The 22421-nt window shown below is 46.0% G+C and carries 14 protein-coding genes and 1 pseudogene; 5 read left to right on the top strand and 10 right to left on the bottom strand.

Going from position 1 to position 22421, the window contains the following annotated elements; translation table 11 throughout:
* Nucleotides 1-115: 115 nt before the first annotated feature.
* Complete coding sequence (locus AAFP14_RS24820; RefSeq protein WP_341734852.1) at nucleotides 116-775, top strand: pentapeptide repeat-containing protein; 660 nt, start codon at nucleotides 116-118, stop codon at nucleotides 773-775.
* 102 nt (nucleotides 776-877) lie between these two features.
* Here AAFP14_RS24820 and AAFP14_RS24815 read toward each other — a convergent pair whose 3' ends face one another.
* From AAFP14_RS24815 to acnB, 5 genes are all read right to left on the bottom strand, one after another.
* On the bottom strand, nucleotides 878-1255 hold the full coding sequence (locus AAFP14_RS24815; RefSeq protein ID WP_371124787.1) for a cupin domain-containing protein: 378 nt from the start codon (nucleotides 1253-1255) through the stop codon (nucleotides 878-880).
* Nucleotides 1256-1352: 97 nt separating this feature from the next.
* Nucleotides 1353-1850, bottom strand: a complete 498-nt coding sequence (locus AAFP14_RS24810; RefSeq protein WP_341734851.1) for a type II toxin-antitoxin system YhaV family toxin — start codon at nucleotides 1848-1850, stop codon at nucleotides 1353-1355.
* Between the two features lie 2 nt (nucleotides 1851-1852).
* Nucleotides 1853-2185 (bottom strand): type II toxin-antitoxin system PrlF family antitoxin, encoded by a 333-nt coding sequence (locus tag AAFP14_RS24805; protein ID WP_341734850.1) that lies wholly within the window; start codon nucleotides 2183-2185, stop codon nucleotides 1853-1855.
* A gap of 274 nt (nucleotides 2186-2459) precedes the next feature.
* Nucleotides 2460-2915, bottom strand: coding sequence for a DUF29 domain-containing protein (locus AAFP14_RS24800; protein ID WP_341734849.1), 456 nt, complete (start codon nucleotides 2913-2915; stop codon nucleotides 2460-2462).
* A 316-nt stretch (nucleotides 2916-3231) separates the two neighbouring features.
* Nucleotides 3232-5847, bottom strand: coding sequence for a bifunctional aconitate hydratase 2/2-methylisocitrate dehydratase (gene acnB, locus AAFP14_RS24795; RefSeq protein ID WP_341734848.1), 2616 nt, complete (start codon nucleotides 5845-5847; stop codon nucleotides 3232-3234).
* Nucleotides 5848-6454: 607 nt separating this feature from the next.
* On the opposite strand from acnB, the gene AAFP14_RS24790 reads away from it, so the two are divergent.
* Entirely contained in the window at nucleotides 6455-10390 is a 3936-nt protein-coding gene (locus AAFP14_RS24790) for an EAL domain-containing protein (RefSeq protein WP_341734847.1), read from the top strand.
* 16 nt (nucleotides 10391-10406) lie between these two features.
* On the opposite strand, the gene AAFP14_RS24785 is transcribed toward AAFP14_RS24790, so the two are convergent.
* The 5 genes from AAFP14_RS24785 to AAFP14_RS24765 form a co-directional block, all read right to left on the bottom strand.
* Nucleotides 10407-14966, bottom strand: coding sequence for a PAS domain S-box protein (locus tag AAFP14_RS24785; RefSeq protein ID WP_341734846.1), 4560 nt, complete (start codon nucleotides 14964-14966; stop codon nucleotides 10407-10409).
* A gap of 936 nt (nucleotides 14967-15902) precedes the next feature.
* Nucleotides 15903-16880, bottom strand: coding sequence for a malate dehydrogenase (gene mdh, locus AAFP14_RS24780; RefSeq protein WP_341734845.1), 978 nt, complete (start codon nucleotides 16878-16880; stop codon nucleotides 15903-15905).
* 167 nt (nucleotides 16881-17047) lie between these two features.
* Nucleotides 17048-17263: an NAD(P)H-quinone oxidoreductase subunit O gene (gene ndhO / locus AAFP14_RS24775; protein WP_340522847.1), complete on the bottom strand. Its 216-nt coding sequence runs from the start codon at nucleotides 17261-17263 to the stop codon at nucleotides 17048-17050.
* Nucleotides 17264-17366: 103 nt separating this feature from the next.
* On the bottom strand, nucleotides 17367-18305 hold the full coding sequence (locus AAFP14_RS24770; protein WP_341734844.1) for a DNA-formamidopyrimidine glycosylase: 939 nt from the start codon (nucleotides 18303-18305) through the stop codon (nucleotides 17367-17369).
* A 2-nt stretch (nucleotides 18306-18307) separates the two neighbouring features.
* Nucleotides 18308-18679 carry a photosystem I reaction center subunit IV gene (locus AAFP14_RS24765; RefSeq protein WP_341734843.1) on the bottom strand — a complete coding sequence of 124 codons (372 nt, stop codon included), beginning with the start codon at nucleotides 18677-18679 and terminating at the stop codon, nucleotides 18308-18310.
* A gap of 603 nt (nucleotides 18680-19282) precedes the next feature.
* On the opposite strand from AAFP14_RS24765, the gene AAFP14_RS24760 reads away from it, so the two are divergent.
* From AAFP14_RS24760 to AAFP14_RS24750, 3 genes and pseudogenes are all read left to right on the top strand, one after another.
* Nucleotides 19283-20197 (top strand): hypothetical protein, encoded by a 915-nt coding sequence (locus AAFP14_RS24760; protein WP_341734842.1) that lies wholly within the window; start codon nucleotides 19283-19285, stop codon nucleotides 20195-20197.
* Nucleotides 20198-20263: 66 nt separating this feature from the next.
* On the top strand, nucleotides 20264-21328 hold the full coding sequence (locus tag AAFP14_RS24755) for a P-loop domain-containing protein (protein ID WP_341734841.1): 1065 nt from the start codon (nucleotides 20264-20266) through the stop codon (nucleotides 21326-21328).
* Nucleotides 21321-22421 (top strand): annotated as a pseudogene (locus AAFP14_RS24750) (hypothetical protein); the annotation flags it as partial. The gene AAFP14_RS24755 and the pseudogene AAFP14_RS24750, both read left to right, overlap by 8 nt.

Raw genomic sequence — 22421 nt, 5'->3', positions numbered from 1 at the left:
ATTTTTTGGGTACACAACACAGTGATTATTATCACAGTCTCTCCAGATGTCGATCGCTCAAAACCCTGAAAAAATAAACTATATTAGTAAGTAGAGATTTGGTGGGAGCGGGTATATGAAGTTTGAGATTTTGGCAGCTACAGGGTTACTAATTGCGATCGGTTTTGCCTCTCCAGTGAAAGCCGAAAATCCCGCAGAAGTCAAGCAGTTACTAGAAACCAAAAATTGTTCCGCTTGTGACTTGACAGGAGCGCAACTTTCTGGTATAGATCTCAGCGGTGCAGATTTGAATGGGGCGAATTTGAGTGGGGCGAATTTGAGTGGCACGAATCTCAATGAAGCCAAACTGAATCAAGCCAATCTCAAAAATGCCAAACTAGCCGGTGCGAGCTTAATCGCTACGAGGATGCACGGTGCGAATTTGGAACAGGCTGACTTGAGCCGTGCTAATCTGAATTTGGCTGGTTTAGTGATTGCGAATTTGAAGAATGCCAATCTCAGCAGCTCGAATCTAATCGGAGCAAATTTGGAAAGTGCCAATTTGACTGGTGCAAACCTCAAAAATGTTCGTCAGTCATTGTTGAATCTAGCCAATGTCACTCTCAAAGGTGGGAGTTTGTTCGGAATGGATATGGTGGGAGTCAACCTACGGGATGCAAATTTGACCGGTGCGAATTTGACTGGTGCAAATTTGGTGGGTTCTGACTTGACAGGTGCTAACCTCAGAAATGCAAATATGGCTAATGTAGAGTTAAAGAATGCTGCACTGCCCTAGGGCGATCGCCTATTATGATATCAGATGCTAGTGCTTAACAACTTTAATATAAAAATGTAGGGGTAGTTCAAAAACTGCCCCTACACTATTAATGGTCAAAGATTAATCTTCTTCGTGAGCATCTTGGGGAAAACGAATGATGTCATCGTCGCCAAGATATTCGCCATTTTGAATTTCAATCATCACCAGGGGAATCACCCCTGGGTTTTCCACACGGTGAGCCGCATTCATGGGAACGTAGGTTGACTGTTTTTGCATCAAAATAGTTTCTTTGTCATCGCAGATAACTTTAGCGGTACCAGAGACAACAACCCAATGTTCGCTGCGGTGATAGTGCATTTGGGTACTGATGTGGTGGCCAGGCTTGAGCTCAATGCGATTGATTTTATAACGCTCGCCAGCGTCGATGACTGTAACTTTGCCCCAGTAGCGGGTTTGGGTGCGAGTATCTATTGTTTCCATTGTTTCGACTGTTTCCATTGTTTTCCCCCTGCTGTTGGTGTCGCCAACGGTATCTGCTGTGAATATTTGTAGTTGAAGTGTAGCAGGAATTATGCACTATTTTATTTTTAGTCAGTTAAATTTCTGCTTGGACTGCTTGATCTAAACGATTAGTTTCACCTTTGGCATCTTTGAGTAAGTCATCCCAATTGTCTGGAGGGATGCCACTTTCAAGCATTTTTTTGAAAATTCGATAAGCGTCTGTCTTACTGTCATAAGCTCGCTTAGAGTTCTCATCATTCACCCAGGCGAAAACAATAATTTTACCCTCTTGATGATATCGGAAAAACAGTCGGTACTGCTGAAAAAATTTAGCTCTAAACCAGTGCTTATAATCATCTCCGAGCGTATCACCCTGGCGATAATCACTACGTGTTGGATCTTGAGGAATAACATCAAATGCCAGCTTTGCTATGGCAGCTAGACGCTTTGTAGCATTTTTATGCTTGTAGTCTTGAGGATACTTCTGACGCAAATGTTCAACTTGCGTCAGAAGTTCTTCAAACTGGTTGAGGAAGAGAGGATGGGCAAATATATTCCACCCATTAATCACCAGCGGCTGATTTACAGACAAACTTATTCATCCTCATCCGAGAGTGGTGCATCCAGATCAAGATTAATTTCAGAAACTAAGGACTGAACACGACTTACTAAATCAGAGCTAATTGCTTGTAAGTGGTGAGGATTCTGTTTCATATCTCGTGCCAGAAAATTCAGAAACAGTCGAAGTATCGGATCGCTTTCTGTCGGGTTAGCACGAGAAATGACTACTTGACCGTCAGAGTCGATCGTATAGCAGATTTTATCACGCTTATTCAAGCCAAGGGCTTTACGAACTGGCTCAGGAACTGTAGTCTGATAGCGATCGGTCAGAGTAGACTCTGAGTATAGGGCTAGTATTGCAGCCATAGCAACCTCTAAATCTGGCGGTTAAGCTCTATGGTAATGCAACCGCATTGTCTTGTCAAGAGGTGGTGGGTTGATGAGATTATTGATTTCCGGTAAAAAACCCGGTTTCTTGGAGTTTTAACCGCAGATGTCGGCGGATATACGCTGATGGACGCAGATGAATACAGCTTTAATAGTCCTGGATGTAATCTTGACGCTCTTATTGGGGTTTGAGATTCTTCGTTTCACTCAGAATGACATAATCGTGTAGGCTTTGCGTCCAGGACTGTTTAACTTACTCATCAACAAAACTGCCTTTCAAAGTTTCTTCGAGGGTAAAAGGCGATTCCTTGGGGAAAAAGTTTAATTTAATCCCTGTTTCATCCGCAGCTTTCTGGCAAGCTTTTTCATAACAATTATCAAACACTTCTAAAATCAGAGGTTGCAAACTTGGACTATCTTCTAGCAATGATTCAATACAGATACGCTGTTCTGCGATCGTGCTACGCCAACTTTGGCTACGTTTTTCTGGCTGATATTCCCATTTTAGTAAGTGCATCAAAAGCACAATTAAACGATTTTTCAATTCTCGTTTTTCACTTCTGCCCATACTTTCGATTTCTTCAACTAAATTCGGAATATCTATCTGATTAAATTTGCCCTCTTTTAATTGTTGAGCAGTAGCTTTTATCCACAAACAAAAGTCTTGTTCGTAGAGATTATCTTCTGTGGTAATAGGGTGACTAATCATAACTAATCTTGGTGTCAACAACCAGGTAAAACCGATAGTCTGACTGGGGTTTAAACCCCAGTCGAGAGAGCGAAAGTCCTCTCAAAGAGGACTGAAGAATTAGTTGATGTGTATTGGTTTTAGGCAAATATTCAGTCGGTTTCAACCGACTTTAGCTATGAGACGGGGGTTGAAACGAACGGCGAACTGTGCCACAAAACAGGTAAATGGTGCAAGATGTGAGTGGGGGAGGGCGGGTTTATTTAGCCTGTTTGCAACCCGAAAGCCCTTTAGTGAACCCGCCCCTACGGCTCCCACGCTCACTTACCGGACTTTTTTACTTGCTCAACACGCCTTCGGGAATTCCCAAAATATCCTCAATCCGAGGCATATCTTCCACAGCAATCACTCGTCCTTCATCCTCAAAACCAGCAATTCGATCGAAATTCAAATACCGATACAAATCATCAGCAAAAGGATTAATCTTCTTCGCCACAATCTCCATGTATTCTGGGACTGTGGGAATTTGACCCAACAGCGAACAAACGGCGGCTAGTTCCGCGGAACCAAGATAAACTTGCGCGTCTTTCCCCATGCGATTGTTGAAGTTGCGAGTAGATGTTGAAAATACCGTTGTGGCATCTTTAACCCGTGCTTGATTTCCCATGCAAAGACTGCAACCGGGCATTTCTGTACGAGCTCCAGCGGCTCCAAAAATGCTGTAATAACCTTCTTCTTTGAGTTGTTGTTCGTCCATGCGAGTTGGGGGACAAATCCACAGGCGGGCTTTGACTTCCCCAGCACCTTCCAATACTTTCGCAGTGGCGCGGTAGTGACCGATATTGGTCATGCAAGAACCGACAAATACTTCGTCAACGCGATCGCCCGCAACCTCACTTAACAACTTAACATTATCCGGGTCATTGGGAGCGGCTACAATCGGCTCTTTAATCTCATTCAAATCAATTTCAATGATTTCGACATATTCAGCATCAGCATCAGCCTCCAGCAACACCGGATTTGCCAGCCATTCCTCCATCTTCGCTACCCGGCGCATCATCGTCCGTGCATCTGCATAGCCCCGCGCCATCATATTTTTCAGCAGCGCCACATTGGAACGAATGTACTCAGAAACAGTCTCCACGCTCAGTTTAATCGTGCATCCAGCACAAGAACGCTCGGCCGTGGCATCAGTCAATTCAAAAGCCTGCTCGACCTTCAAATCTGGCAAACCTTCAATCTCCATAATCCGTCCAGAAAAGATGTTTTTCTTGTTCTGTTTCTCGACGGTTAGTAAACCTTTTTGAATTGCTACATAGGGAATTGCATTCACAACATCCCGGAGGGTTACTCCCGGCTGCAATTCACCTTTGAACCGTACTAAAACCGACTCCGGCATATCCAAAGGCATCACGCCCAAGGCCGCAGCAAAGGCCACCAATCCCGAACCTGCCGGAAAGGAAATTCCCAAGGGAAAACGAGTGTGAGAATCGCCACCAGTTCCTACGGTATCTGGCAATAACATCCGGTTTAGCCAGGAGTGAATAATGCCGTCTCCGGGACGCAAAGCTACGCCGCCTCGTTGAGCCATGAAATCGGGTAATTCATGGTGAGTTTTGACATCAACTGGTTTTGGATAGGCGGCCGTGTGACAAAAACTTTGGATTACCAAATCGGCGCTAAATCCCAAACAAGCTAGTTCTTTTAATTCGTCCCTTGTCATCGGGCCGGTGGTATCTTGGGAACCAACTGTGGTCATCACTGGTTCGCAGGATGTGCCGGGACGAACGCCCGGTAAACCGCAAGCTTTTCCGACCATTTTCTGGGCTAAAGTAAAGCCTTTGTGGGTGTCTAGTGGGATGGTGGGGCGGGTGAAAATAGGGCTGATTTCTAGTCCTAAAGCGGCGCGGGTTTTGTCGGTTAAGGTGCGTCCAATTAATAGGGGAATTCGGCCACCGGCGCGAACTTCGTCTAGTATTGTGTCTGGTTTGAGGGTGAATGTGGAGATGATTTCTCCGGCTTCATTGGTGATTTCACCTTTGTAGGGATGGATGGTAATTACCATGCCTGTTTCCATTTTGGCGACATCGCATTCGATCGGCAATGCACCGGAATCTTCAGCGGTATTGAAGAAAATAGGGGCGATCGCACTTCCTAGAATATAGCCACCACTGCGCTTGTTTGGCACAAATGGAATATCATTACCAATGTGCCACAGGACTGAATTAATCGCCGATTTCCGCGAGGAACCGGTGCCGACAACATCGCCAACGTAGGCTACCGGATGACCTTTTTGCTTCAATTGGGCAATGGTTTGCAGAGCACCGGGCATTTTGGTTTCCAGCATCGCCAAAGCGTGCAGGGGAATGTCTGGCCGCGTGGTAGCCTGGGGTGCAGGAGATAAATCATCGGTATTCGTCTCTCCCGGCACTTTAAACACCGTTACGGTGATGGCTTCGGCTAGTTGGGGGCGACTGGTAAACCACTCGGCATTAACCCAAGAGTCGATGACTTGTTTAGCATAGGGATTGACATCCGACAGGGCCAGGACATCGTGGAAAGCATCAAATACTAACAGGGTTTTGCTGAGGGCGCGGGCTGCGGTGGCGGGAATGGCCGTTTCGGCTGCGGGATGGAGTAAATCGATGAGGGAGTGGACGTTGTAGCCGCCCATCATTGTCCCTAGTAGGTAGACTGCCCATTTGGGGGCGATGAGGGGGCTGTGGATTTCTCCTTTGGCAATGCTGGTCAAAAATCCTGCTTTGACGTAGGCTGCTTGGTCTACTCCGGGCGGCACGCGATCGCGCAATAATTCTACTAAGGTTTCTTCTTCGCCCGGTGGCGGATTTTTCAGCAATTCGCAAAGTTCGGAGGTTTGCTGAGCATCTAGGGGCAGTGGGGGAATTCCCAAGGCTGCCCGTGAAGCTACGTGTTGGCGGTAAGATTCAAGCATTTCTGTACTTCGTTGATTGTTTGCAGTTCAGTTTACTTTGAAAATGAGGAGCTTGTACTCATGATTTGACAAAGTATCCCACTCTATAAAAACTTAACGCAAGGGTAAAAAAAGTGGAGTTCAATACCAAAGACAAATATTCACCCAACTTGCCCGCCAGTCAAATTCAAAAACTTAGGGTATCGGAGCGTCACTCTTTTTCACCTAAAGTCGATGAATTAGGCAGGTTTACGATACTGTACTATTATGGTAGTTGTTGCCCAATTTATACATAAGCTCAGTCTCCACTCCATAAATTAACAATCGCTTGAGCTAGTTGATTTGTGAAAAAAAATACCTAATTATTAAAGTTAAATGACTCGGCAGCTAAACTAATCAAAAAGAGTGGATTAGTTTAAACTGTAAGTGGGGTGAAAAATTCTTCACTTGCTTACAGCGATTCCTCAAAAGGAAAAAAAACTCAAGGTTATAATTTATAGGGTTTAGGGTGGGGTTGTTTCAGGATTCAGATAATGCTAGAGATCGGTGTCGATCGTCCGGGATCGTCTAAAATCGCCAACTACCAAAAATTCATAGCCCTCGGTAAGAGGTAAAGGAGTCAGGTTTTGTGCAAAAAAGATTATTAGAATGGGTCAATCAAAAACTGGAAAGTTTGATCCCCGAACACTGTCAGAGTTGTGACTTTAAGTCGGAAGTCCGGGAAGCACTGCAAGATACTCAAGAATTATTGCTGGCGATCGCTGAGTCGATGCCGCTCCCTTTGGCGATCAGCAGTCTGGCTGACAGTACCATTCTTTATTGCAACGATTTGTGTGCTATTTCTTTCGGAATCAAACGCACAGATTCGATCGACCATCCCAAAGCCGAAACACTTTACCACAACCCCGCAGACCGCCAGAAACTACTGGAGGGACTAGCTCGCAATCAGCATATCTCCGAGGCTGAAGTCTGCCTGAAAAAGGCGGATGGCACATTATTTTGGGCAACTGTGTCGATGCGCTACCTGACTTTGCATTCAGAAAAAGCTGTTTTGTCAGTGTTCTGCGATATTACGGAGCGAAAGCGAGCCGAAGCTCTAGAACGCCAATTGCTGGCCTCTATTCATTGTCGCGCTCGTCAGCAAGTCGCTGTAGCTTACTTAGGTCATCTGGCGCTGGCGGAAACAGATTTGTTGGTGCTAATGGACAAAACTGGAGTGTTGATTGCCCAAACTTTGGATGTAGAATATTGTCAGTTTTTGGAACTATTGCCTTCAGGTCATGCTTTCCTGTTGCGATCGGGGTTTGGCTGGTCTGCCGAGCTTGTTGGTAGTGCTACTGTCACCGCTTCACCACGGTCTCAAGCTGGCTATACATTGTCCGTGAGGGAACCGACTATCGTCGCAGATTTGCGGGTGGAAACCAGGTTCAGTGAATCGCCACTGCTGCACAACCAGCAAATTGTCAGTGGTGTCACGGTGCTGGTTCCGGGAACTCCGGGTATGGCTAAGACGAACTGGGGAGAATCCATTGAAGTCCCAAATATGACATCTCCTGTTTGGGGTGTTTTGGGGGTTCACAGCACTCAAGAGCGGGTTTTTAGCCAAGATGATGTCTATTTTATGGAGGCGATCGCCAATCTGTTAGGCGCGGCGATCGAGCGGATTCGATCGTCAGAACGCCTGCAAATGATGGAAAGGGCGATGGAGAGTGCTACCAACGGCATTGCGATCGCCGATGCGACAGTTGCCGACAATCCGATTATTTATGTAAATCCTAGTTTTGAGCGGATCACAGGCTATGGCCGAGAGGAATTAATTGGTAAAAATTGCCGATTCTTACAGGGCAAAGGCACTAATCCAGCCTCTGTCAAAAAACTCAAAAAATCTATTGAAGAAGGCAAAGACTGCCAAGTTATATTGCGTAACTTTCGGAAAGATGGCACGCCTTTTTGGAACGAACTTTCTATTGCTCCGGTGTACAACTCGCGACGACACTTGACCCACTTTATAGGGGTTCAAACCGATGTCACAGACCGTCAAAAAGCCGAAGAAGAATTATATTCAAAATCTCAAGATCTAGCAACTTTTAGTGCTAATCTCAAACATTTACATCGAATTACTACCTATAATTATCAAAATTTTCAAGAACTGGTTGATGATTATCTAACCGCGGGGTGTTTGATTTTTGGTCTGGCTATTGGTATCATTGCTAAAGTAGAAAATCAATCTTTTATAATTAGGTCTGCCAAAACAGAATTAGATTTTTTAGTTCCCGGATTAAAATTAAATTTGGAGGATACTTACTGTGATGCAGTGATTAAGTTCAAAAAAACAATGGCCTGTTCTCACATCAGAGAACTACTCGATCGGGACGACCATCCAATTTATCAAAAATTAGGTCTGGAATCCTACATCGGCACACCGATATTTGTTAACAATAAAATCTATGGTACTTTGAGTTTTTGTTCCAGAGAAGTCAGACATAAAAATTTTGCATCTCAGGAAAGAGAAATTATAGAATTGATGGCTCAAAGCCTGGGGAAATTTCTGGCGGCTCACAGAATGGAAATAGAACGCCAGCAAGCAGAAAAAGAGCGATCGGAGTTGATAGTATCTCTCCAAGAAAGTGAAGAACGCTACCGCCGTCTAGTCGAACTCTCTCCAGAAGCGATCGCCGTTCACTGTCAAGGTAAAATCGCCTATATTAACGCAGCGGGCGCAAAACTCCTGGGCGCTAGCTCTCCCTCCGCGCTCATCGGCTTTCCCGTGTTGCATTTCGTCCATCCCAGCTATGTAGAAATCGCCAGAGAGCGGATTCGGAAAGTCGAGGAAGAAAATAGACCGATCGAACTGGCGGAAGAAAAATTGCTGCGTCTAGATGGAACCATCATCGATGTGGAAGTGGCAGGTATACCTGCTACTTATCAAGGCTCAGCCGCCGCCCAAATTATTATCAGAGACGTCACCGAACGCAAACGAGTAGAACAGCAACTCCTGCACGATGCTTTTCACGACGCGCTCACAGGTTTGCCAAACCGCCTCTTATTTATCGATAGACTAGCACAAGCTATACAGCTCTCTCAATATTCTCCCGATTACAAATTTGCCGTCCTATTCCTAGATTTAGACCGCTTCAAAGTAGTTAATGATTCTCTAGGACACATTCTCGGTGACAAACTGTTAATCGCTCTGGCGCAGCGACTTCAGAATTGCGTGCGCGTTACTGATACCGTCGCCCGACTTGGCGGAGACGAATTTACCATCCTCCTGGACCGCATTCAAAACCTCAGCGATGCCACCCTAGCAGCTAACAGAATACAAAAAGAATTGACTATACCCTTTAACCTGGAAGGTCATGAAGTATTCACCAGCGCTAGCATTGGCATAGTTTTTAGTAGAGACGAAGTAGAAGCATTAGAAGACGAAGATTTGAACGGTCAGCAGAGTGCTTTGTATACCCATCCTGAAGAATTTCTGCGGGATGCCGACATTGCGATGTATCGCGCTAAAGCTTTGGGCAAGGCTCGTCATGAGGTGTTTAATTTGGCGATGCACGACCAAACTATGTCACTGTTACAGTTAGAAACTGACCTGCGATTGGCGATTTTTGGTAAGGAAGAATTAGGAAAAAATAAGGACGAAAGTTCCCATTTTATTGTTAACTATCAACCGATTATTTCGATTGTTACTGGTGCGATCGAGGGTTTTGAAGCTTTAGTACGGTGGCAGCACCCGGTTCGGGGTCTAGTGCCACCGTCTACTTTCATTCCGGTAGCTGAAGAAACAGGCTTGATTGTACCTCTGGGAGCGTGGGTATTGCGGGAATCTTGCAGGCAATTGCGCCAGTGGCAAGAAATGTTAATGTCAATGAAGGAAGAAGGAATCACCCCCCCCAGCCCCCCCCAAGGGGGGAAGGAAGAAGGAAGAAGGGGGAGAGGGGGAGATTGGGAGAGGGGAGAGAAGGCTACTAATGCCCAATTCCCAATGCCCAATTCCCAATGCCCAATTCCTAATTACCGATTACCAATAATTGACCCTTGGCAATTAACAATGAGTGTTAATCTGTCGCCAAAACAGTTAGGTATGCCCAACTTGTTGGAGCAAATCGATGAAATTTTGGCAGAAACAGGCTGCGCTCCAAGTAGTTTAAAATTGGAGATTACTGAAAGCGCGATCGTTGAAAATGTGAAGAAAGCTAATACTGTGCTCTCTCAGTTGAAAGCTAAAAATATTCGGTTGTCGATCGACGATTTTGGTACGGGCTATTCGTCTTTGAGTTATTTGCACCGTTTTCCGCTGGATACCCTGAAAATCGATCGCTCTTTTGTGAGTCGTTTGGGAGCGACCAAAAATGGTGATGATGGGAGTCAGCATTTACAAATTGTGCGGGCGATTGTGACTTTGGCTCACAATTTGGGGCTAGAGGCGATCGCAGAAGGTGTTGAAACACCCGAACAGTTAGCGCAGCTTCGAGATCTCGAATGCGAACTCGCTCAGGGATATTGGTTTTCTAAACCTTTGGATAGTAATGCCATTACTGAAATGCTCAGACAGATTGAGTAGTTATGGACATGGGTGATTAAGAATTAGTTTTCAGCGGAATCTCGATCGCGAATTCTGCACCGTTTCCTAGGGAAGAAGTGCATTGCAGGGAGCCGCCGTGTCTGTCGGTAATAATTTGGTAGCTAATGGACAAACCCATTCCAGTACCTTTACCAACAGCTTTCGTAGTAAAAAATGGGTCAAAGAGTCGATTCCGCACACTCTCTGGCATTCCCGGTCCATTGTCAGCTATCTTGACAAGTACGCGATCGGGTTTGGACATTTCTGTTTTAATGGAGATGATACTAGGATTTTGGCGCATTTCCTCAGTAGAACGACCCAAATCTCGTTCTTCCAAAGCATCTAAAGCATTGCTCAAAACATTCATAAATACTTGATTTAACTGTCCGGCATAACATTCCACTAAAGGCAAGTCAGCGTATTCTTTAATCACCGGAATCTCTGGATGATTGTGTTTAGCTTTAAGTCGGTGCTGCAAGATCATCAAAGTGCTATCTATGCCTTCATGAATGTTGACTGCTTTCATTTCCGCCTCGTCCATGCGAGAAAATGTGCGGAGAGAAGCCACAATTTGTTGAATGCGATCGGCACCGACTTTCATGGATGTCAGCAATTTAGGCAAATCTTCCATGAGAAAATCAAGTTCAATATTTTCTACTTCTTCTTGAATTTCTGGCACTGGTTCTGGATAGTGGTTTTGGTAAAGTTCGATGAGGTGTAGTAAGTCTTGGGTATATTCGTTAGCATGGCTAAGGTTGCCGTAAATAAAGTTAACTGGGTTGTTAATCTCGTGGGCGACCCCCGCAACCAACTGACCGAGGGAGGACATTTTTTCGCTTTGAACTAACTGCGATTGAGCGCTAGTTAATTTATCCAATGTGTGTTCTAATTCGCGAGCTTTATTGAGAGTTTGAGTGTAAAGATCTGCTTGATTGAGGGCGATCGCCAATTGAACTGTAATTGCTTGCAACAATTCTACTTCGCTATCACTCCAGGGGCGGACAGCATTGCTATTGCTGCAACTAATCACACTGACTACCCCAGACAGTGCTTGCATCGGGATGATTAATAGCGATCGATAGCACATCGATTGGAGCCTCTGTTTCCAAATAGGATCTATAACTAATTCAACGTCATCGATTTTCACTGTTTCTAGACGCAATAGATTTTCTCCTAAAGTGCCGAACTCAGAAGCTGAATAGCGACCGATAAAATCGGGAAGTTCGGGGTTGCGAGATTCTTTAATCACTTCCCAGACAGGCTCTGATTGTTCGCTGCGATACCAGGCAAAATTGCAACGGTCAATTTGCATGAAGGCTTGAATTTCTTTGACGGCGACAGCAATGATGTTGTCAAAGTCGAGGGAATTGCGGATTTGAGTTATGAGAATATTGAGCAATTTTTCTCGATCGGCTTGCTGCTTGAGTATGGCTGAAGAGCGTCTCAAAGTAAGTTCTGCTAGCTTGCGATTGGTAACATCTTCGGTAATTGCTAATAAATATTCTGGCTGACCATAGGCATCGACAATTGCGGTTTTTTTAGTATGAAATATCCGCGATGCTCCTGTAGCTACTTGAATTTCTTCTTCCGCGATATCTACAAGTTGCCTATTGTTGAGAACTTCCCGGTCTTTGTTCATAAAAGTTTGGGCTTGTTCTGTGGGGAAAAAGTCAAAATCATTTTTGCCCATAACTTCTGTGGCAGAAAAACCGAATAAGTGTTCGGCGGCTGGATTCCACAGTACAAATCGTAAGTCTGTGGCTGATTTGGCAACTACTCCTACTGGTATGGTTTGGAGCACAGATTCCATGAATTTTTGGGTGCGTTGCAATTCGGCTTCGGCCAGTTTGCGAGCGCTAATATCTCGGACGTTGGCAATGATATTAACATTGCCGTTGAGATTAATTTGAGACAAGGCTATTTCTGCATCAAATGTTGAATTGTCATGGGGACGCCTAGCTTTCCATTCAATGCGGGCTGTTTCTCCGGCTATTACCCTTTGCCAAATTTGGGCAAATTCTGCAAAGGGATTTTCTGCCGTGGAATAGTCATTTTTAAATGATAATTTGGTGGCTTGGGAGGCGCTAACTCCATACATTTCTAACATTCGATTATTAACATCGAGAATTTGACCTTCTAAATCATGAATGAAGATAGCATCGTAGACATTGTTAAATATAGTTCGGAGGTTTTGTTCGGAAATTTGGACTGCTGCTTCAGCATTTTTGCGATCGCTAATTTCCAGTTCTAACTGGGCGACTGCTTGCCACAATTCGGCTGTGCGTTCGCTCACCCTGTCTTCCAACTCGGCTGCTGCTTGTCGCAGGGCTGCTTCAGCGTTTTTGCGATCGGTAATGTCGATCGCCGTACCGAACAATTTTACTATCTTGCCATGAGCATCGGTTTGAGAGCGACCGACGGCGTTGAGGTGTCGCAGAGTACCATCGGGGCGGTAAAGACGGAAGTCAAAATCAAAGGGGATGCCCAAGTCAAGTCCCCGCTGTACCTCCCTCGTCCACAATTCCAGATCTTCTGGATGGATCAGAGCGACTTGTTCTGCTCTGGTGGGTGCTGTGGCGGCCGGTTCGAGTCCGAAGATGCGGAAAAGTTCCTCAGACCAAGTGACGGTTTCGGTGGTGGCATCGAGTTCCCAATTGCCTACATGGGCTAGTCTTTGGGCTTCTTTTAACTGTCGTTGGCTTTCGCGAATACCACTTTCTGCCAGTTTGCGATCGGTAATGTCGAATAGGACGCCGCAAAATACGATTTCGCCGTTCTCGTTGCGGGTGGGCATGGAATCGCCTTGCCACCAGCGAATCTCGCCATTGGGGTTGACGAATCGCCCTTCGTAGTGCCAGAGGGAGAAATTTTCTACGGCTGCGCTGACGGAGGTGATGTAATTTTCCACGTCTTCGGGGTGGATGCGAGAAATGAATGTATTGATGTCTTGCATCGTTTCTGCTGCTGTAACGCCGCCGATATGGGTGATGCGATCGCTAATGTAGTCAACCTGCCAAACTCCGTCGCGGCTGCAAAACTGAAACAAAGCGCCGGGAATGGTAGCTGCGATGGTTCTAAATCTGGCTTCGCTGGCACTGAGGGCTGCAAAAGTCTGTCGCAGTTCGGCAGTGCGGGCTTCTACTCTGCGCTCTAGCTCTGCGTTGGCGTGTTGTAAGGCTGCTTCTGCGCGCTTGCGAGCGGTAATGTCGGTAGCCGTGCCTGTGGTGCCGAGGATGTTTCCTGTGTCATCGTACAGGGCGATCGCATTGAACATGAGATATTTGATAGTACCGTCTTTAGCGATTTGCGCGGTTTCGTGCTGGACAATGGATTCTCCTGTCAGCAAGCGGGCGAAAGCTTCTAAATCTTTCTCAAGTTGTTCTGGGACTACAAAGTCAGAGAAAGGTCTACCAAGCATTTCTTCTGGTTCATAGCCGTAGATGTATTTAACTGCTGGGTTGACGAAAGTATAGCAACCTTGGGTATCCACTGACCAAATCATGTCTTGGGAGGTTTCTACTAGGCGGCGATAAGTGGTTTCGCTGGCTTTGAGTGCTTCTTCTGCTAATTTTCGTTCCGTCATGTCGCGGGAGACACCGACGGTCATTGTAATCTCACCTTCTGCGTTGCGAATCGGTGTTTTTACTGTACTAAACAGTCGCACTTCTCCATCGTGTCGCGGGATCGGTTCTTCTGGAATTTGGAGAGTTTGTCCGGTTTCAAATACGAAGGCGTCATCTTTAATATATTGGAGAGTATGGTCAGGAGTATTGAAAGGTGCGTCTACAATCCCTGCAAGTTCTTCTTGACTCATGCCGTAATAGTCGCGAAATGCTTGGTTAGCCCAGAGGATTTTTGATTCAGGGCCTTTGACTAATACCATATCGGCGATCGAGTCGAGGATTTGGTGATATCTTGTTTCGCTTTCCCGTAGTTGTTGCTGGGTGCGAGCGATTTCTACTAATTGTTGCTGAGTTTGCGAGTGTAGTCCGGCTTGGTAGATGGCGATCGCTAAGTGTTCTCCTATTTGCTTGGCAAATTCGATTTCATCTTCTTGCCAATCACGGGGTTGGCCACACTGGTGAATGCACAGCAATCCCCACAAATGCTGCCCTTGCAGGAGTGGTACGACTAAGTTTGCTCGGATTTGAAATCGTTTGAGAATTTTCAGGTGACAAGGACTCAATCGCGCTTGATAGATATCACGGACAGCTTGAACGTAGCCTTTTTCGTAGTTGGCGGCAAATTGTTCTCCGAAGCAGTGGTCGTGAACTTGTGCGCCTAGGGAGGGGCTGTATTGGGGTAGTACGTCTTCGGATACTATTTCGCCGTCGTTCCATTGGGAGTCGGGGATGAAGCGATAAATCGCGACGCGATCGGCATTTAGGAGTTGCCGGACTTCTGTGCTTGTGGTTTTGAATATGGTTTCTAAGTCTAGGGATTCACGAATTTTGTTAATTACTCCCATCAATGCTTGTAGCTTTTTGAACCAGGTTTGAGACTGCATTTCTCTTTCTAGATGAATTAATTTCATCCGCAGGCTGGTTACTTCGTTATACAGGTATTGATGAAACATATAGTATCTCTTTAGTTATTGTGTGGTTTGGTATAGATTTAGCCGACACCCCAATTAGCGATGTTGAGTTGAGCTTGGTCAATAATGCGACTTCATAGCAACTGCTGTTGATTTTCCGGTTACTCCCCAGCAAATTATACTTATTTTACCAAGTGTTATTTTTTACCGTACTTTAATCTGCGTACATTTTTTGTACTTTTAGTGATTGATTTTGCCCTCGATTATTTGGTAAGGTATCAATGGTAGTTAATTTTATAGTTTACTTAGTTTGACATTTTTTACCATCTGTGTTTGTTTTAATTATCACAGTCCTCTGATAACTGCAAACTTAATTGGCTATCGTCCTGACGGTGATAATAACTCTTCTTTAGGTAGCGTATTTGCTCCAATTTAGGGGAATTGATCCGATGGTATTTGAGCTAATTTTCCCTGTTATATGGTTTCGGGTTGCATCGGAATGATTTAACCTTACTAGAACACAGAGAACACAGAGAGATCAGAGAGAAATGAATAATTCCGATGAATAGAGGAATTGATATTAGATAGTAAGCTTAAATGAGTGGTGCAAAAACTGTGGGGATAGTGGATTGTGCGTCCCTAACCCGAATAGATTGGCGCAACCTGGGGGGAATCCCTCCGCTGCGCTTCACCCCTAAAATAATTACACAATGGATTCATACCTGCTATAACAGAGGTGGAACGAAGAAGCAATAAGCAATCCCATCAAGGATTTTAGCAATTATTAACAAACTCCTCAGCCCATCGCGGGTTTCTATCTTTAAACTATTATAGCAACCTCCCCGACGATTAGGAGATTTTTGAGTCCTGAAAGTATTGCTGTTATTGACTATTCCTTCTTCCTGCAACCTATGCTATAACCAGTATTTTAGGCGATTGTAAGATGTATAGCAGATTTTTCCCGAAAAATCTAGGGTTTTAATCAGAATGATTCAAGATAGCCTTGGCTTCTTCAATACTTTGCCAAACTAATTTGCTACATTCCATAAAAGCAGCTCTTTCAGTATCACTGAGAGCGAGTTCTATCACCTGTTCCACACCCTGATATCCCAACCGACAGGGAACGCCTAAAAACATATCTTGTACGCCGTATTGACCCTGCAAATAAACGCAGCAAGGCAATATTCTCGACTGATTTAATAGGATGGATTCTATCATTACACAAACCGAAGATGCTGGTGCAAAATAGGCACTAGAGGTCTTCATTAAGGTGACGATTTCTGCGCCTCCATGACGTGTCCGATCGACTAAACGAGCGATCGTCCCTGCATCCATAAGTTGACTAATGGGAATACCATTGACTGTAGAATACCGGGGTAAAGGAACCATCAAGTCTCCATGAGAGCCGAGGACGGTGGCATTCACTTCAGCAATAGAAATACCCAATTCCATGGCAATAAAAGTTTGGAAGCGGGATGAGTCGAGAATTCCTGCCATACCCATGACTCGGTGTTTTGGTAAACCGGTAGCTTCCAGGGCTAAATAGGTCATGACATCGAGGGGATTGGTGACTACGATTAAGATTGCTTCGGGGGAATAGGCGATCGCCTGTTGTGCGGCTTCGCTGACAATTTTAGCATTGATTTTAATTAAATCTTCGCGATTAATACCAGGCTTGCGTGGTACGCCGGCGGTAATGACGATGATGTTTGAGTTAGCAGTATCAGCATACTCGTTTGTACCGATAATTTGGCGATCGTGTCGTTCTACACCCCTTGCTTGCATCAAATCCAAAGCTACACCCTGGGGCCAACCTTCCACAATATCTAGCAATACCACATCAGCCAGATTTTTTTCGGCTATCCGCTGGGCTAAGGTACTGCCAACTTTCCCTGCACCAATAATTGAGACGCGAGTTGATGGACAATTTGAGGTACTGGAATTGATAGAAGTCATTCTATTTTAGATTTGAGATTTTGGATGTTAGATTTTACTTATTACTCGTTTACTCGTTCCCAGGAAGAGCCTGGGAACGCAGATGGGTCGGCTCTGCCTCCAATTTCCCAAGCGAGGCAGAGCCTCTGGGCATGGTTTCCCAGGCAGAGCGTGGGAACCAGTTAAAATTAGTTGAAATCTTCGAGTTGGTCTACCCGGAGCCAAATATTTGGGGTAGGGACTTTGCCAAATTTGACGAAGGCATAGTCACCACGAACATCGAGCACTTCGCCCTTAGTTTCAAATATATAGGAGGAAAAGCGTCGATCGCTGGCTTTTGCTTCCAAACTATTTTCCAATTTTTCGCGTAGGGCGCGGACTATGCTGCCTTTTTTAATTGCCATGACTTGCTTTGTTTAGTTTAAAAAACTATACAAATTTTAATCTAGATTTGTCTTGATAGCACTTTTTTCTGTGGACTACGGACTAATGACTACGGACTAATGACTATGTTTGACAAACGGGGCAGAAATGAGTCGATCGCCCTGCTAATTTTATCCGTTCGATCGGTGTAATGCAAGCGCGACAAGGTTGGCCTTTGCGGTTGTAAACCCACGCCACACCGCCGTAGTTGCCGTTTACGCCTTGGACGTTGAGAAAATTGCTGAAAGTAGTGCCACCAGAGGCGATCGCCTTGTCGAGCACTTGAATAATCGCTGCATGGATGCGCTCAATTTGCACTTGTGTCAAATCAGCGCACAGAGTTGTGGGCAAAACCCCAGAAACAAACAAAGCTTCATCAGCGTAAATATTGCCCAAACCCGCCACTAGAGACTGGTCTAGCAATGCTGTTTTAATTGGTCGCGCCCGTCGGTGTAGCTTTTGCGCGAAATATGCTATGGAAAAATCTGCTGAAAATGGTTCTGGACCCAACAGTTTGAGGCCGGTGATGACGCTGGAAACCTCTGTTTCCGGGGGTACATACCACATTTGCCCGAAGGTGCGTTGGTCTACAAAGCGCAATTCTTGGTTTCCCTCCAGGAACAACCTAACTCGCGTGTGTTTTGGTAGCGGTTCCGATTGATTCACCCACAGAAGTTGACCTGTCATCCGCAGGTGCACGCCCAACCAACCAGTTTGGGAAGGAAGGAAGACAGAAGAAGTCAACCCCCCCCAGCCCCCCCCAAGTGGGGATGTTGAAGGAAGTACGGTCTGGGCGGGCACGGGGGCACCGCCCCTACATTGAAATAGTTCTGCCAGGAGGTATTTGCCGCGTCTGTACCAGCGCTCGATCGACTTTCCTTTGAGTTTTGTCAAAAAATCGGTCGCAGAGATGGAGCGGGCGATCGAGCTGGCTAACAGCACGTCTCCGTCCCATATTGGTCGATCGAGGGTGAGATGATTTAGCCCCCGGCAAATAGTTTCTACTTCTGGCAGTTCTGGCACAATTAGCGCTGTTCTGTTCCTTGATTGGGGGCTCCTTCGACAGTACCTGGAACTTCTGTTCCGGGCTTGCTGTCTGCGGAAGTTTTCGGCTGCTGGGGCGCGCCGCCACTGCCGGTTTTGCGGGTTTTCTCGTCGAGGGTGGTTTGCTTGCCGCCGGTAGCTGTTGTTTTGGCTTTGGCTTTGGGTGGTGACACTTCCACTAATTCGCTTTGGGCGAAGTTGTTGGTGTTGACGCCGGCATAATTTACGTTGTTAAAGCGAACGATAACTGGGTATTTAATGCCGCTTTGGTCTACCGTAGCAACGGTGCCCACATCTTGATACCAATAGGATTCTTTGCGGAGAATCCGAACTGTAGAACCGCGTTGAACCATGAGCTTTGTTTCCTTTGCGATGAATAAACGGATAAAGCCATTTTTTTCACTTTAGTCGATCGCGTGACGCATTTAAAGTCTGTGAGGAAATTTTTGTTTTATACGGTGTTTTTTGTGGTTATTTGTAAAGAAAAGTAAACTTTTTTTAGCGCCATCTGTGGGTAGCTAAAAATAAATAACCTCATATTATCTATCAAATAAAAGCTATGCGATCGGGTTGATAAAAAAGTTTACAAATCGGTTAGCGGGACTGGTGCTTTAATATCTGACGCTAGTTGCGGGGGCCGTCAGGTAGTTGCCGGGGCCGCCAGGGGTGGCGGAGGCCGTCAGGTAGTTGCCGGGGCCGCCAGGGGTGGCGGAGGCCGTCAGGTAGTTGCTGGGGCCGCCAGGGGTGGCGGAGGCCGTCAGGTAGTTGCTGGGGCCGCCAGGGGTGGCGGAGGCCGTCAGGTAGTTGCTGGGGCCGCCAGGGGTTGAAAACCCCTGTCTCATAGCTAAAGTCGTCTAAAGACGACTCAATAGCTGATATTAAAGCCGCTAAATTAACCTTGTATTTAATTATCTAGCCACGCTAAACTATGGCAAAATATGGGAATTGTTTAAATTATGTCGTTAGTAGATTTAGCTAATACTAAAATTCGGGTAATTGGATGCAGTGCGGTGATGGCTGTTGGGCAACTGATTTCAAGTGCGATCGCCAATCCGGGAACTCAAGCAGCAGCGGGGATGATGGGCGGCCCGATCGCACTTGGGGGAGTTTCTATCTTAGCAGCAATTGCTGGTGGTATCGCTGAGACTATGGCGGCTGATGAACTGGCAAATCGGATGTCCGAAAAACTGGCAAAAAATCCGAGGATTCTGGACAATCATGATTTGACTAAGGCGGCGGGTGAGGCGATCGGCTATATTTTGAGAGAGGTGGCGAAGTCGGATGAATTAATTGCGATCGCCGAAACCAAAAAATTGCCTTATGCAAAACAGGCTTTAGATGAATTAGCCGAAAAAACTCCCGGATATTGGCTGCATATTAACACGAGTACAGCCGATTTGTCAAGGGGTTTACAGATTTCCGAAGAGCAGCTAACCAAGATTTTTTCTGCGGATGCCGAAGAGTTCGATCGCGTTACCGGATTGACACCGGAAGATTGGGCAAGTTTCCTGGGGGAATTCGCCGCCACCGAGGGCAAATCCTTTGATGCGGAAATCGTGGGATTTGTGGCGGAAAAACTGTACGCAACTTTCCCGAAAGCCTACCGGGAAGTGCTGAAACTGGATGCGGCAAAGGGAGGCGAAAAGTTTGCAGCGATGCTGTTGAATCTCCACCAAATTGCTTTGACTGAATTGAGAGATTTGGGGCTGCAAAATGGGGAGATTTTGCAAAAGTTGGAGGCGGTGGCGACGCAGCAGCAGATTTGTCAAGTGATGGTGAAGTTGGAGGCGATCGAAATTGGCATTCGCGATGATTTGGCGCAAATTAAAACATCACTGGAACGATTTGTTGATACTTCTGCGCCCAGATAGCCGCTTCCCTACGAGTGCGAAACGATTATTGCAGACCGGACTCAAGACTTTACCGGCCGCCAATTTGTGTTTAAAGCAATTGCCGATTTTTTGCAGAAGAATCCAAAAGGCTATTTTGTTTTAGAAGCAGATCCGGGTGTCGGCAAAAGTTCAATTATGGCGAAGTTAGTGCTGCTGCTGAAGCGGCGCTGCGTAGCCCATTTTAACTCGCAATCTCAAGGCATTGTCCGCGCCGAACAATTTCTGGAAAATGCCTGCACTCAGTTAATTCGAGGCTATCAACTAAATTACCCGCAACTGCCGGAAAATGCGACCAGAGATGGCAATTTTCTGGGTCGATTGTTGGGAGAAGTCAGCGCTAAATTGGGCGGCAAAAAGTTGATTGTTGTCGTGGATGCGCTGGATGAAGTGGATCTCAGTTTGCAGGGGCCTGGCAGCAATGTGCTTTATTTGCCGGATGCTTTGCCCGATAACGTTTATTTTATTGTCTCCAAGCAGCCGAAAACTCTGCCTTTGCCAAATCATCAGGTTTTCGATCTGATGCAGTACAGTGTACAAAGTTTGGCGGATGTCCAGCTTTATATTGACAAACGCACCAGCAACAGCGCGTCAATTCAGAGTTGGATTAACCGTCAAAATTTGCAGCGCGAACAGTTTGTGGCGGCGGTGGCCAAAAAAAGCCAGAACAATTTTATGTACCTGCGCTACGTGCTGAATGATATCGACAGCGGCAAGTACAGCGATGTGAATTTGCAAGATTTGCCGAGGGAGTTGGAAGGATATTATGAGAAGCATTGGGCGCGGATGGAAATGACGGTTCCAGATAGGGAATTGCGCCGCCGGAAGTTGAAAGTGATTTATTTGTTGACGAAAACTCGCAAGCCTGTTTCCTGCGATATTTTGGCAAATTTTGCTAAGGAAGATGCTTTGGATGTGCAGGAAGTTCTGGATGATTGGGAACAGTTTTTGCGGCGCAACAGCGACACTCTGCCAGATTACAGTATATATCACGCGAGTTTCCAAAGATTTCTCCACCGCAAAGATGTGGTGCAGAAAGCTGGGGTGTCGCTGGAGGATATTGAAACGGCGATTTCTGATAATTTGTGGGAGGATGTGTACGGCGATGGGTAAATTTAAAGAAAATTTGGGGAAAATGTCGCCGAAAAAGCGGCTTTATGCTTTGGAAACTCTGCCGGGGCATTTGGCCCAGAGTGTTCAAGGGGAACGGCTGCATCAGTTGTTGACGGATTTTGATTTTATTGAGGCGAAGTTGGATGCGATCGGGGTTCAATCGTTAATTGAGGATTATGATTTGGCGAGGGTTTCTGATTTGTTGCTGTTGGAGGGGCAAACGGAAACGCTGAAGTTGATTCAAGGGGCAATTCGCAAGTCGGCGCACGTTTTGGATAAGGATAAAACGGAACTGGTAGAGCATTTATGGGGGAGGTTGTTTGATTTTAAAACACCTGAAATTCAGGGGATGCTGGCACAAGCAAAGCAGTCGAAAGATCGTCCTTGGTTGCGACCTTTGAAGGCTAATTTAGAACGGCCTGGAGAAGGCGCACTGCGGACGCTTGTCGGTCATAGTAACAGGGTAAATGCAGTGGCGATCGCACCCAACGGAAAAACAGTGATTTCGGCTTCCGATGATAATACCCTGAAAATCTGGGACACCGAGACAGGCCGGGAACTCAAAACTCTCACGGGTCATAGTTCCGTAAATGCAGTGGCGATCGCACCCGATGGCAAAACAGCGATTTCCGGTTCATCCGATCATACCCTGAAAATCTGGGACACCGAGACAGGCCGGGAACTCAAAACTCTCACGGGTCATAGTTTCCATGTAAAAGCAGTGGCGATCGCACCCGACGGTAAAACAGCGATTTCCGGTTCTAATTATCCAACCCTGGGAATCTGGGACACCGAGACAGGCTCAGAACTGAAAACTCTCACAGGTCATAGTTCCGTAAATGCAGTGGCGATCGCACCCGACGGTAAAACCGCGATTTCGGCTTCTTACGATAAAACCCTGAAAATCTGGGACACCGAGACAGGCCGGGAACTCAAAACTCTCACGGGTCATAGTGAAACGGTCAATGCAGTGGCGATCGCACCCGATGGCAAAACAGCGATAGAAAATCTTTGCTCTTGCTGTTTCCTTCTCGATCGAATTGTCGTTTTACCATTTTCAGGGGAGAATGGGTGGAGAAGGGGCTTGATTGAA

Origin of the sequence: Microcoleus sp. EPA2 (assembly GCA_020882975.1) — a bacterium.
Classification (GTDB): Bacteria; Cyanobacteriota; Cyanobacteriia; order Cyanobacteriales; family Microcoleaceae; genus Microcoleus.
Note: the sequence above shows the minus strand (reverse complement) of the source record. Positions and strands in the feature narration are given on the sequence as shown.